This window comes from Variovorax ginsengisoli, assembly GCF_030811835.1.
In the GTDB taxonomy this organism is placed as follows: Bacteria; Pseudomonadota; Gammaproteobacteria; order Burkholderiales; family Burkholderiaceae_C; genus Variovorax; species Variovorax ginsengisoli_C.
Genome location: NZ_JAUSRO010000010.1, coordinates 51,975 through 64,878, shown reverse-complemented (window position 1 = coordinate 64,878; position 12,904 = coordinate 51,975). Strand labels below are relative to the sequence as shown.

The window sequence follows — 12,904 nt, the reverse complement described above, 5'->3', positions numbered from 1 at the left end:
TGAAGACTAGCGTTTGAAGACACGCACGTACGTCGACTGCGCGGGCTGGTCGATCGCCAGCTTGGCGGCGGTCACCGTCCACAGGTGCGCGCTCAGCGCGGGATTGGTGACGTCGATGCCGCCCTCGGCGATCCGCGTGCACAGCAACCGGTTCAGCGTGGCGAGGTCGCACTCCCGGCTCCCCAGCAGCGACTGAAGACGCGCGATTTCTTCCGTCTCGTCGCCTGCCGGACGGGCCAGTTCGCGCCGCACCATCTGCAGCAGGCTGGCTGCGATGCGTGCATCGCGCGCGCTGGCGGCCTCCAGCGGTGGCTTCACCTGCTCGCGCAGGAAGAGCACGACGGCGTCCAGCAATTCGACGGCAGTGGGCGAATCGGTCATGGTCGGTGCCCGGGGTCGAGCAGGTGCAGCAGGTCGATCTCGGCCTCGGAGGCGCGTCGTCCCACGGCCGCGCGTGCCAGGCTGCGATCGGTGCCGCGGATGAAGGCCAGGCCCATGCTGTCGCAGACCACGCCCCACTTGAAGTTGCCGAAGACTTCCCAGAAGTGCACGCGTGCCGGGTCGACCGACAGGCCGCTTTCGGCTTCGTAGCCGGCGAACAGCTCAGCGCGCGAACCGAAGCCGCCGGCGGGCTGGTCGATGTGACCGAAGCGCCAGGCATTCACGCAGAACCAGCCGAGGTCCTCCATCGGATCGCCGCGATGCGCCAGCTCCCAATCGAGCACCGCGCGCACGCCTTCGGGTCCGACGATGAGGTTGCCATTGCGGAAGTCCCCGTGGACCAGCGTGGGCGCGGCCACTTTCTGTGGCAGATGGCCGGCCAGCCATCGCAGCGCCCATTCGAACACCGGCCGCGCCGAGCCGTTGGCCCGATGCCGCGCCGCCCAGGCGCGGCACTCGTCCGCCGCCTGCCCGAAGCGCAGTGGCGGCAGCCGGTCCGATGGCATCCGGTGAATGCGCGCCATCAGGCGGCCGCACGTCGCGGCCAGCGTCGGCCGGACGGTCGCGAAGGCCGGGTCGCGCAGGATCGTGCGGCCGTCCGCCTCGCCCGCGACGCGGTCCATGGCGAAGCCTTCACCCAGGCTGTCCGCCGGCGCCAGCACGCCGCGCACCACCGGGACCGGCACACCGCCGTCGGCCGCCAGGCGCAGCAGCTGCGCCTCGGTCGTCATGTCGACGCTGCCCGCCTGCCCTTCGGCGCTCCATTGCTGGGCGCAGCGCAGCACCAGCGGCATGGCGCCTTCGGGCGTGAGCGCATCGAAGGACCAGATCGCCTGGCTGGCGCCGCCAGCGAGCGCCTTGACGTCGCCCACCCCGGTGGCGCCCGGCACCCAGCGCGCGACGAGGGGCCACAGGCGGGCGGCGACGGAACCGGCATCCATGCGTTCAGTACCCGGCCCGGACGCCTTCGAACACGCCGTCCGCCACATGGTCCATGTACTCCGCCAAGCCGTAGCCGACCTTGCCGTTGCAGGTGTAGCGGGTCATGGATTCCATGATGCGCGTGGTGTCCGTCGCGCCGTCGGCCAGCGAGCGCACATGCCGGCAAGGCACGGCATTGAGCGTTTCGCCTGTGATCGCATAGATGCGCCCGCGCTCGTCGCTGCAGCGCAGACGAAAGCCCGTCGGGTAGTGCTGCGCGTCGTAGTCGGTCTCGAGCGCGATGTCGTGGACGTGCAGCATCTCGCCGTCCTCGTGCACGAAACCGGTCTCGACATGCTCGCCATCCGCCTTGCGAACCATGATCAGGCAGATCGAGAAGCCCTCGTCGAAGGTGCAGGGAAACCAGCGATACCAGGGGATCGACTGCCAGATGCGTGGCCCCCACGAGTGGTCGCGCAGCCCGAACCCGTTGACCGCATGGCAGCGCCCATCGACCGTGATCAACCCGCTGCCACGCAGCGACTGGTCGTAGTGCGCGCGCGCGAAGTAGCGGCCCTCGCCCTCGTCGTACGGGCGACCATCGGCCTCGAGCAGCTCACCCCCGTGCGCGGGTGCGACGGCCGTGAGCTGGAGGGCAATGGTGCAGTTCACGCGCGGATGGGTCTTGAATGCGGCCTTCGGGTCCTCCATCGCGCGCCCATCGGGCATCAGGCACAGCGGGCCCGCATAGCGCACCCGCATGCGCTGGAAGGCCGCATCGATCTGAAAGGACAGTCCCGCCGCCGCCAGGCCGTCGCCGGCCGCCATGGACGGCTTGGCATGCATGAAGCCGACCTGCCCGTCGGGCAGGTAGAGGCACACGGTCATCTCCGCGAAACCCTGGTTCGGGCGGCGGCCGATGCGGAACCATCCACCCACGCCCGCGGCGCCGTCGACCAGGTGGATGTAGCGGCTCTCGTTGAAGAAGGGATGCGCCTCGATCGGATGGTCGCCGTCGTCCGCCGGCACGAGCGCGCGCACGGGTCGATGAATGCCGGAATAGTCCATGCGCTGGCTAGCCTGTGGCGTTGGAAGAAAGAAGGTGCGCAAAGTGCCGCCGCACCACGGCGCCATCGAGCCGCAGCGCATGGCAGCCACCGAGCGGCGAGCTGCGCTGCGGGCTCCCCTGCGCGTCGGCGCCGCCGAACCCGTCGGGCTGCGCCCAGAGGATCTGGAAGGCCGTGGTCGCCATCGGCGGCAGCAGCTCGGTCATGTGCGAGCAGCCGAGCATGCCGCGAAAGCGGCGCTTCACGGCCTGCGTGAAGCCGGGCTCGATGCGCAGGCCGACAAGCTGACGGTAGCTGTCGGCGATGTCGCCGCAGACGCCATAGGGCGCGTGCAGCGTCTGCGCCACGGCCTCGCGGATGACGAAGTCGCGGTCGATGCCCAGGCGCACCTTCATCTGGTGGATCGGCTGGCCGCCGTCGACCGAGCCCTCGGGCAGCGCCAACGCGAAGGGCTTGGTGTCGGTCAGCGTGCCTTCGATGTCGAACAGCCCGTCGTCGCGCGCGAAGCCCTCGCAGACGATGCGGCGCGTGTGCACCGGGCGTCGACCCGATGTAGCGGACGACATCTCAGGCGGCTCCGCCGGGGCCGTAGACGGCGCCAGCGTCGCGCAGCGCCGCGATGTCACCATCCGACAGGCCCAGCGAGCGCAGCAGCGCGACGCTGTCGCGCCCGATCACCGGGGCCGGCGGCGGCAACTCGCTCGGGGTGCGGCCGAAGCGCGGCGCGGGCGCCGGCTGCACCACCCCGCCCGGTGCGACGAAGGTGCCGCGGGCACGGTTGTGCGGATGCTGCGGCGCCTCGCTCATGGCCAGCACTGGCGCGAAGCACACGTCGCTGCCTTCGAGCAGCGCGCACCACGCGTCGCGGCTGCGCGTGCGCAACAGCGCCGCCAGCTTGGCCTTGAGCGCAGGCCATTCGCCGCGCTCCCATTGCTGCAGGAAATGCGGGTCGGAGATCTCGCACTTCTCAAGCAGTTGCCGGTAGAACTGCGGCTCGATCGAGCCGATCGAGACGAAGCGGCCGTCGGCGCATTCGTAGTTGCCATAGAAGTGCGCGGAACCGTCGAGGAAGTTGCTCTCGCGCGCATCGCCCCAGTGGCCCTTGGCCATGAGGCCGTACTGCGCCGCCATCAGCACGGCAGCGCCGTCGGTCATGGCCGCATCGACCAGCTGGCCTTGCCCCGATGTGCGCGCCTCCAGCAGGGCTGCGACCACACCGAGCGCGAGCAGCATGCCGCCGCCGCCGTAGTCGCCGACGAGGTTCAACGGCGGTGCGGGCGGCCGGTCCTGCGGGCCCATCGCATGCAGGGCGCCGGACAGTGCGATGTAGTTCAGGTCGTGGCCGGCTGCGTTCGCGAGCGGGCCGGTCTGGCCCCACCCGGTCATGCGGCCATAGACGAGCCGGGGGTTGCGGGCATGACAGTCATCGGGTCCCAGGCCGAGCTTCTCGGTCACGCCGGGCCGGAAGCCCTCGATCAGGATGTCCGCGCGCTCGACCAGCGCGAGCACCATCTCGATGCCGCGCGGGTCCTTCATGTTCACGGCGATCGATTCACGGCCGCGGTCCACGATGCTGTCGTTGCGCATCAGGCCTTCGAGCGCGCTGCCACCACCCGGCGACGGGATGCGGTCGATGCGGATCACCCGCGCGCCCATGTCGGCCAGCATCATCCCGGCGAAGGGGCCGGGGCCGATGCCGGCCAGTTCGATGACGGTGACGCCTTGAAGGGGGCCGGCCATGTCAGTGGCGCCCGGCCGCCCGAAGGCACTGACGCGCCCCCTCGGGGGGCAGCGGACCGCGCGAAGCGGGGGAGCGTGGGGGCTGTTTCATGTCAGATCGCGTGGTAGCGCTGGTGGGTCGATGCCATCTCGCGCAGCGAAGCCGGCACCGCGAAGCGCTCGCCATGCGCCTGGGCCAGCGCATCGCATTCCGCGACGAAGCGGGCCGCGCCGACCATGTCGATGTAGCTGATCGCACCGCCGAGCACCGCCGGAAAGCCCCAGCCGAGCAGCGAGCCGACGTCGGCGTCCTTGACGCTCACGATGCCCTCCGCCACGCAGCGTGCGGCCTCGAGCGACTGGGAGTACATCAGGCGGTTGCGCACCGTCTCGAGCGTCGGCTGTACCTCGGCCAGCGGGTAGTGTTCGGCCAAGCCAGGCCACAGACGCTTGCGGCCATCCGCCGGATAGTCGTAGAAGCCCTTGCCCGCCTTGCGGCCGATGCGCTGGAAGTCCTCGACCATCGCGTGCATGACCGCGTCCTGCGGCTGCTCGCGGTAGGCGTCGCCCTGGTCCAGCCGCGCCTGCTTGAGCGCCTTGTAGAGCAGCTCGACCGAGACCTCGTCGATCAGTGCCAGTGGCGGCATCGGCATGCCGGCCAGGCGTGCGGCGTTCTCGATCAGGTTCGGCTCGACGCCCTCGCGCAGCATCGTCATCGCCTCGTAGGGCAGCATCGCGAAGGCGCGGTTGGCGTAGAAGGACGGGCAGTCGTTCACCACGATCGGGGTCTTGCGGATGCGCTTGACGAAATCCATCGCCTGGCCAATCGTGGCATCGGAGGTCTTCTGCCCGCGGATCACCTCGACCAGCGGCATCTTCTCGACCGGCGAGAAAAAGTGCAGCCCGACGAAGAGCGCCGGGCGCACCGACACCTCGGCCAGCCCGGTGATGGGCAGCGTGGAGGTGTTCGACGCGAAGATCGCATCGGGGTCCATCGCCGCCTCGGCCCGGCGCGTGACCTCGGCCTTGACCTCGCGGCTCTCGAAGACCGCCTCGATGACGATCTCGCAGCCGGCCAGCGCCGCGTAGTCGGTGGTCGGCGTGACCAGCGCCAGTGCCTGGTCGCGCCGCTCGGCCGGCAGGCGGCCCTTGGCCACCATCGCGTCGAGCAGCTTGGCGCCATAGGCCTTGCCCTTTTCGGCGGCCTCGATCGTGGTGTCGAGCAGCACGACCTGCAGCCCGGCCTGCGCGCTGACATGGGCCAGCCCCGCGCCCATCATGCCGGCGCCCAGCACGCCCACCTTGGTGAACTTGCGCGTCGGTGCACCCTGGGGCCGATCAGCCAACCGGTTCGCATCGCCCATCGAATAGAAGAGCGTGCGGATCATGTTCTTGGTCTGGGCCGAGGTGGCCAGCCGCGCGAACTGGCGCTGCTCGATCTTCAGGCCGGTGTCGATATCGACCTGGCAGCCGTCGTACACGCAGGCCAGGATCGCCTCGGGCGCCGGATAGAGCGCCTGGGTCTTGCCCAGCAGCTGCGCGGAGATGCCGAAGAAGATCTGCGCAGCGCCGACGTCCTGCGACGTGCCACCCGGAAACCGGAAGCCCTTGGCGTCCCACGGCTTGACGACGGCCGCTGCGCCATCGGCCCGCAGCCATGCCTTCGCACGCGCAAGCAGTTGCGCCGCAGGCACCAGTTCGTCGACGATGCCCGCCTCGAGCGCCTGCGCAGGGGCGACCTTGCGGCCCTCCAGCAGGTAGGGCAACGCGGCCTTGATGCCGATCATGCGCGGCAGGCGCTGCGTGCCGCCGGCAGCCGGCAGCAGGCCCAACGACACTTCCGGCACGCCGAGCTGGATCTTCGGATCGTCCACCGCGATGCGGCGATGGCAGGCCAGGCAGATCTCCAGGCCGCCCCCCAGCGCCGTGCCGTTGATGGCCGCCACGAAGGGCTTGCCGGAGGTCTCCAGCAGGCGCAGCGTGCGGCTGAACGGGCCGGAGCTCGCCATCGATTCTTCCGCCGTGCGGATGCCACGGATCAAATCGAGGTCGCCGCCGGCCACGAACTCGGGGCGCGACGAGGCGACGATCACGCCTTTGACCTGCGGGTCGGCGATGGCCTTGCGGACGGCTTCGTCGAACGCGGCGATGGAGGCCAGGTTCAGCACGTTCATGGGACGGTCGGCCACGTTCCACGTGAGCGTGGCGATGCCGTCGGCGTCAATCTGGTAATCAATCATCGAATTTTTCTCCTGCGATTTCTGTGAAGTGCTGCATGCCCCGACGCTCAGACGCGCTCGATGACCATCACCGACCCCATGCCGCCGCCGACGCACATCGTCACCAGGCCAGTGGAGAGGTCGCGGCGTTCGAGCTCGTCGAGCAGGGTCGCCAGCAGCATGCCGCCGCTCGCACCCAGCGGGTGGCCCATGGCGATGGCGCCGCCGTTCACGTTCACCTTGTCGTGCGGCACGCCGAGTGCCTCCATGAAGCGCAGCACCACCGCGGCGAAGGCCTCGTTGCACTCGAACAGGTCGATGTCCTTGGCCGACATGCCGGCGCGCTTGAGCGCCGCCTCGGCCGCAGGTGCCGGGCCGGTCAGCATGATGGTCGGCTCCGAGCCGATGGTGCCGAAGGACAGCACCCGCGCCCGTGGCCGCAGGCCCTGCAGCGCAGCGGCTTCCCTGGTGCCGATCAGCACGGCGGAAGCGCCGTCCACCACGCCCGAGGAATTGCCGGCATGGTGCACGTGCTCGATGCCGCCGAGCTGCGGATAGCGGTGCAGCGCCATCGCGTCGAAGCCCATCTTCTCGCCCTGGACGCCGAAGGACGGTTCGAGCTGCGCGAGCGAGGCCATCGTGGTGTCACCACGCACATGCTCGTCGTGGCCGAGGATCATCAGGCCGTTGACGTCGCGCACCGGCACGACCGACTTCGCGAAATGGCCCTCGGCCCAGGCCGCGGCGGCGCGACGCTGGCTCTCGACCGCATAGCGGTCGACGTCCTCGCGGCTGTAGCCATAGAGCGTGGCGATCAGGTCGGCGGACACCCCCTGCGGCACGATGCGGTTGGCGATGGTGATCTGCGGATCGGTGATCCACGGGCCGCCCGCGGCCGCCATCGGCACCCGCGACATGCTCTCCACACCACCGCCGATCGCCAGCTCCGCCTGCCCGGCCTTGACCAGCGCCGACGCGAAGTTGCAGGCCTCCAGGCCGGAGCCGCAGAAGCGGTTGATCTGGATGCCCGGCACGGCCTCGTCGTAGCCGGCGGCGAACACCGCCGCCTTGCCGATGTCGGCGGCCTGCTCGAGCACCGGCCCGGCGCAGCCGAGGATCACGTCGTTGACCTTGGAGGTGTCGAGCCTGTTGCGGTCGCGCAGCGCCTGCAGCACGCCGGCGGCAAGGCGCACGGGTGCCACTTCGTGCAGGCTGCCGCTCGCGCGGCCACGGCCGCGCGGTGTGCGCACAGCGTCGAGGATGTAGGCTTCTGTCATCGGTGTCAGTCTTCGAAAAAGAGAGGGGAAGGAGCGCGATCAGGCGCCGGTGAAATGGGGCTTGCGGCGCTGCTGGAAGGCGGCGATGCCCTCGTGCAGGTCGGCGGTCGCGAACACCTTGCGAAGCTGGCGGCCTTCGTGCGCAACCATCGACTCGAAGTCGCCGCCCTCCAGCAGGATCTGCTTGGACAGGCGGAACGCCTCGGTCGGCCCGCCAGCGATGTTCTGCGCGAGCGCATGCGCCTCGGCCGCGACGCTGCCCTTGGCGACCGCGCGATTGATGAGCCGCAGGCGCATAGCCTCCTCGCCGCTCACCATGCGGCCGGTATAGATCAGCTCCGACGCCAGGGCGTGGCCCAGGCGGCTCAGGAAGAAGTAGTGGGCGCCGGTGTCCGGCACCATGCCGATGTGACGGAACGGGCTGCCGAACAGCGCGTCTTCTTCGGCCACGCAGAGGTCGCAGCACAGCGCCAGCCCCAGCCCGAAGCCGAGCGCCGGGCCGGCCACCGCCGCGATCGTCGGCACCGGCAGTTCGCGCAGCTTGCGGCAGAAAGGGCCGACCACGCCGGCGATCACGGCCATCGGGTCATCGCCCGCTGGATCGATCGAGCCGATGTCCCAACCGGCCGAGAAGACGGTGCCCGCACCGCGGATCACCAGGCACCGCGCGCCGGACTGCACCGCCTCGTCGAGCAGCGCACTGAGCCGCTCAACGTCGGAGGCACGGAAGCTGTTCTTCGGCTGCGCGAGGTCCAGCAGGAGGGTCGCGACGGCGCCGTCGGCGACGAGCTGGATGACGGCTTTCGCTGCCGGCGGAGCGGTCTGTGGCGTTGTTTCTGTCATGACCGTCACTGTCGCTTCGGCGCCTGCGGCGGGTATCGTCGCATCCGACGAATCGATCAAGCCGCCTGGTCCTTGCCGCGCCGCATCACCGTCGCGCTGCGCGCGCCGAAGCTGCCCGTGTCGAAGCGCGAGAGACAGGCACGCGCCAACTCGCCCTCGAGCACCAGGCCTTCGTCCAGCGTCGCGTGCAGGCCAGCGTTGATCGCGCGCTTGAGGTCGCGCAGGGTCGCCGCGTCGCAGCTCAGCATGTCCTTTGCGATGCGGCGGCACAAGGGCAGCAGCTCGTCGGGCGCGACCACGTCCAGCACCAGGCCCCAGGCCTTGGCGGTGTCGGCGTCCAGGTAGTTGCCGGTGAAGCTCAGGTAGCGCGCACGCACCGGGCCGACCAGCGCGCGCAGGTATTGCGACAGACCCCACGCCGACACCAGGCCGACGCGGGCATGCGTGTCGGCGAACCGGGCGCGGGTCGAGGCCACGAGGATGTCGCAGTTGACCGCCAGCTCGAAGCCGCCGGTGATCGCATAGCCGTTGATCGCGGCGATGGTCGGCTTCGTCAGGGCCGCGAAGGCCTGCATCATCGGCGAGGCGATGCCCATTTCCTCCGGGCCCATGGGCGCGACCTGCAACTCCTTCAGATCGGCGCCGACCGAGAAGGACTTTTCGCCCGCGCCGGTGAGGATGACCACGCCGACCTCGTCGTCGTCCTGCAAGGCCCGCAGCGCGATCCGCAGGTTGTCGCGCAGTTCGCGCGACAGCGCATTGTGCTGGGCGGGCCGGTTCAGCGTGACTGTGCCGATGCCTTCTTCGACATCGACCAGCAGGCTGTCGCCCTGCAACGGATAACGGGCCATGAGCGAAACTCCTGGTGATGCCGGCCGACGCGTCCTGCGGGGCCGGCGCGACTCACATGCGCTTGGCGACTTCCTCGAGCATGACCTCTGTGGCGCCGCCGCCGATGGTCAGGATGCGCGCGTCGCGCACCATGCGCTCGATCGGCGTGCCCGTGATGTAGCCGGTGCCGCCATGCAGCTGCAGGCAGCCATGGAGCACCTCCTGCAGGCTCTCGCAAACGAAGGCCTTGACCATCGACACTTCGCGCACGATGTCCTTGCCCTCGTCGATCATCTGCGCACAGGAATAGACCATGGTGCGGCAGGCAAAGGTCTTCGATGCCAGCCACGCCAGCTTGTTGCGCACCACCGGCTGCTCCCACAGCGACTTGCCGAAGGCCTGCCGCTGCTTGACGTAGTCGAGCGTCAACTCGATGCCCTTGGCCATCTGGCCCACGCTCATCGCACCGGCGACCAGGCGCTCGTTCTGGAAGGTGCTCATGATGTAGTAGAAGCCCTTGCCCTCCTCGCCCAGCAACGCGTCTTCAGGCACTTGTAGTTCGTCGAGGAACAGCTCGGCCGTGTCGGACGCGCGCCAGCCGTGCTTGTCGAACTTGCGCGCCACCTTCAGGCCCGGATTGCCCTTCTCGACGATGAACAGCGAGATGCCGCGGCTGCCCTTGGCGGCCGGGTCGGTGCGGGCGGCGATGATGTAGATGTCGCCATAGACGCCGTTGGTGATGTAGGTCTTGGAACCGTTGATCAGCCAGCCCTCGGCCGTGCGCACCGCGCGCGTCTTGATGCCGGCCACGTCGGAACCCGCATGCGCCTCGGTCACGCAGACCGCGCCGATCTTCTCGCCGGCGCAGGCCGCCGGCAGGTAGCGCTGCTTTTGCTCGTGCGTGCCGCGGTGCGCAATGTGGCCGATCGACATGTCGCTGTGCACGGTGAAGGCGCTGGCCACGCCGCCGAAGGTGCAGCGGGAAAGCTCTTCGCCCAGGATCACCGAGCTCATCGCGCCCAGGCCGCCGCCGCCGTATTCCACCGGGTGGCGCATGCCCAGGAAGCCGAGCTCGCCGAAGTCCCGGAACGCCTTGCGCGGGATCTCGCCGGCCTGCTCCCAGGCGTCGGCCTGCGGCACGATGACCTCCTCCACATAGCGGCGCACCTGCGCTCGCACCATGCGCATGTCGTCGTCGAGCAGCTCGGGTTCGTTGAATTCGAATTCAGTCATCGGTGCATCCTCATGTTCGGTGTTTTATTATAGACCGACGCGTCGGGCTATTTACAAGCATGTCGATGTACAGATCGATGCAACCGCCAGGAATCGCAGCAGTTACCATCGGCCGCCTTGCACCTGCCTGCGGCAGGCCCCGAAGATTCCAGCGAGAGAAGTACATGCCACGCGTTCGCGCCGACGACTACGATGCGAAGACCCAGTCCATCCTCGACAGTGCCGCCAGCCTGTTCGCGAAGGTGGGCTATCCGAATGCCAAGATGCAGGACATCGCCAAGGCCTGCGGTGCATCGAAGTCGATGCTCTACCACTACTTTCCGGCCAAGGACGACCTGCTGTTCGCGATGCTCGAAGAGCATCTGGAAAACCTGATCGCCAACATCGAGGAGATCGCTGCGCAGCCTGGCCCGGCGGCGCAGCGCTTCGGCAACTTCGTGCAGGCGTACGCGCAGAAGTCGGCGCAGTCGCGTCGCCGCCACCTCAGCGCGATGAACGACCTGAAGTTCCTGCCCAAGAACCTGCAGGCGCCGCTGCTGCAGCTCGAAACGCGCGTCACCGGGCTGGTGGCCGACATGCTGCGGGAGCTGAACCCGAAGCTTCCCGATGATGCCTACAAGCCCTACACCATGCTGCTGGTCGGCATGCTCAACTGGACCGACACCTGGTACAAGCCGGGCGGCACGATGAAGCCGCAGGAACTGTGCGAGCGGATCTCGCGCCTGTTCCTCACCGGCTTCCTCGCGGAAAAGGCCTGAAAAGGCCTGCGCGGGTCCGCGTGCGTCAGGCGACCTGGCGCGCCCTGCCTGCCCAGTGGGCCTCGCGCAGCTTGTACTTGAGCAGCTTGCCGGCGCCCGACACCGGCAGTTCCGTGCGGAACTCGATGCTGCGCGGGCACTTGTAGCCGGCGATCAGCCGCTTGCAGTGCGCCATCACCGCCGCCGCGTCGACCGACGCGCGCGGCTGCAGCACCAGCACCGCATGCACCCGCTCGCCCCAAGCCTCGTCCGGCACGCCGAGCACGGCGCACTGCGCGACGCCGGGCAGCGAGAGCACCGCGTTCTCGACCTCCGTCGAATAGACGTTCTCCCCGCCGGTGATGATCATGTCCTTGAGCCGATCGAGGATGTAGAGCAGCCCCTGGGCATCGACACGGCCGCCGTCGCCGGTGCGCATCCAGCCGTCCTGCAGCGCCTGTGCGGTCGCCTCGGGCAGGTTCCAGTAGCCCAGCATCACGCCGGGGCCGCGCAGCCAGACTTCCCCGACCTCCCCCTGTGCGCATTCGCTGCCGTCGGGCCGCGCGATGCGGACCTCCATGCAGGCGGTCGGCAGCCCGGCCGCCAGGTGCCGCCCCTGGGCGCGGCTTTCCTCGCCATGGCACCACGCCGGCAGCGCGACCGCGATGCCGGAGGTCTCGGTCATGCCGTAGAACTGCGTCAGACCGACGCGCGGCAGCCGTGCGATGGTCTGCTCCAGCAGCGTGCCGTCGATCGACGAGCCGCCGTAGTAGAGCCGCTCCAGGCTGTCGAGCGTGCGGCCGGCGAGTGCCGGATGGTCGATCAGGCGGCGGATCATGGTGGGCACCAGGGCCACCTCCGCCACGCGTTCGCGTTCGATCAACTCGATGAAGGCGGCCGGGTCGAAGGCCGGCAGCATGACCTGCGTGTCCTGCGCCACCATGGCCTGCAGCATCATCGCAAGGCCAGCCACATGGAACATCGGCAAGGCGTGCAGGCAGGCGACGCCGGGCGCGCGCTGCCCGATGGAAATCGACGCCAGCGTGGTGGTGTAGAGGCCGCCGTGCGAGAGCAGCACGCCCTTGGACCGGCCGGTGGTGCCGCCCGTGTAGAACAGCACCGCGGCGGCGTCGCCCTGCCGGTGCGCATCGGCCACGGGCGCAGCGCCAGCGATCAAGGCCTCGCCCGACAGCCCACCCTCAGGCGCTGGTGCGTCGCCGACATGGATCACGGTCTCGAGGTCCGGCACGCGCGCCTGCAGCGCCGACACCATGGGCGTGAATGCGTCGTCCACCACCAGCACGCGGGTGCCGCTGTCGATCAGCGAGAACGCGATCTCCTCCACGCTCCAGCGGCAATTGACAGGCGCGATCACCCCGCCGGCCCACCAGGTCGCGTAACAGACCTCGAGACAACGATCGCTGTTGAGGCCCAGCAGGGCCACCCGGTCGCCTGCCTGCACGCCCAGTCCCTGCAGCGCGCCGGCCAGGCGTTCGACACGGTCGGCGAGTTCGGCATAGGAGGTGCGGCGCATCGCGCACACCACGGCGGTGCGGTCGGGGTGTTCACGGCGCGCCTTGTGCAAGGCCTGGGTCAGATGCATGGTTGTCTCTTCG

At 69.2% G+C, this 12,904-nt stretch carries 12 protein-coding genes; 1 reads left to right on the top strand and 11 read right to left on the bottom strand.

Features of this window, described 5'->3' with window-relative positions:
- Positions 1-6: 6 nt before the first annotated feature.
- The 10 genes from J2W36_RS16255 to J2W36_RS16210 all read right to left on the bottom strand — a co-directional run bounded on the left by J2W36_RS16255 (position 7) and on the right by J2W36_RS16210 (position 10,551).
- On the bottom strand, positions 7-381 hold the full coding sequence (locus J2W36_RS16255; RefSeq protein ID WP_307690797.1) for a DUF6285 domain-containing protein: 375 nt from the start codon (positions 379-381) through the stop codon (positions 7-9).
- Positions 378-1,382 carry a phosphotransferase family protein gene (locus tag J2W36_RS16250; RefSeq protein WP_307690796.1) on the bottom strand — a complete coding sequence of 335 codons (1,005 nt, stop codon included), beginning with the start codon at positions 1,380-1,382 and terminating at the stop codon, positions 378-380. Before J2W36_RS16250 ends, J2W36_RS16255 begins: the two co-directional genes overlap by 4 nt.
- A 4-nt stretch (positions 1,383-1,386) precedes the next feature.
- A complete protein-coding gene (locus J2W36_RS16245; RefSeq protein ID WP_307690795.1) occupies positions 1,387-2,430 on the bottom strand; it encodes a DUF7064 domain-containing protein in 1,044 nt (347 codons plus the stop codon).
- Between the two features lie 7 nt (positions 2,431-2,437).
- Positions 2,438-2,995: a DUF2889 domain-containing protein gene (locus J2W36_RS16240; RefSeq protein ID WP_307690794.1), complete on the bottom strand. Its 558-nt coding sequence runs from the start codon at positions 2,993-2,995 to the stop codon at positions 2,438-2,440.
- Between the two features lies 1 nt (position 2,996).
- Positions 2,997-4,169 carry a CaiB/BaiF CoA transferase family protein gene (locus J2W36_RS16235; RefSeq protein WP_307690793.1) on the bottom strand — a complete coding sequence of 391 codons (1,173 nt, stop codon included), beginning with the start codon at positions 4,167-4,169 and terminating at the stop codon, positions 2,997-2,999.
- A gap of 92 nt (positions 4,170-4,261) precedes the next feature.
- Positions 4,262-6,388 (bottom strand): 3-hydroxyacyl-CoA dehydrogenase NAD-binding domain-containing protein, encoded by a 2,127-nt coding sequence (locus tag J2W36_RS16230; RefSeq protein WP_307690792.1) that lies wholly within the window; start codon positions 6,386-6,388, stop codon positions 4,262-4,264.
- A gap of 47 nt (positions 6,389-6,435) precedes the next feature.
- Positions 6,436-7,644: an acetyl-CoA C-acetyltransferase gene (locus tag J2W36_RS16225; protein ID WP_307690791.1), complete on the bottom strand. Its 1,209-nt coding sequence runs from the start codon at positions 7,642-7,644 to the stop codon at positions 6,436-6,438.
- A gap of 39 nt (positions 7,645-7,683) precedes the next feature.
- Positions 7,684-8,487 carry an enoyl-CoA hydratase/isomerase family protein gene (locus J2W36_RS16220; RefSeq protein WP_307690790.1) on the bottom strand — a complete coding sequence of 268 codons (804 nt, stop codon included), beginning with the start codon at positions 8,485-8,487 and terminating at the stop codon, positions 7,684-7,686.
- A gap of 56 nt (positions 8,488-8,543) precedes the next feature.
- Entirely contained in the window at positions 8,544-9,338 is a 795-nt protein-coding gene (locus J2W36_RS16215; protein ID WP_307690789.1) for an enoyl-CoA hydratase, read from the bottom strand.
- A 52-nt stretch (positions 9,339-9,390) separates the two neighbouring features.
- On the bottom strand, positions 9,391-10,551 hold the full coding sequence (locus J2W36_RS16210; RefSeq protein WP_307690788.1) for an acyl-CoA dehydrogenase family protein: 1,161 nt from the start codon (positions 10,549-10,551) through the stop codon (positions 9,391-9,393).
- A 164-nt stretch (positions 10,552-10,715) separates the two neighbouring features.
- On the opposite strand from J2W36_RS16210, the gene J2W36_RS16205 reads away from it, so the two are divergent.
- A complete protein-coding gene (locus J2W36_RS16205) occupies positions 10,716-11,309 on the top strand; it encodes a TetR/AcrR family transcriptional regulator (RefSeq protein ID WP_307690787.1) in 594 nt (197 codons plus the stop codon).
- A 25-nt stretch (positions 11,310-11,334) separates the two neighbouring features.
- On the opposite strand, the gene J2W36_RS16200 is transcribed toward J2W36_RS16205, so the two are convergent.
- Complete coding sequence (locus J2W36_RS16200; protein ID WP_307690786.1) at positions 11,335-12,891, bottom strand: class I adenylate-forming enzyme family protein; 1,557 nt, start codon at positions 12,889-12,891, stop codon at positions 11,335-11,337.
- Positions 12,892-12,904 lie beyond the last annotated feature (13 nt).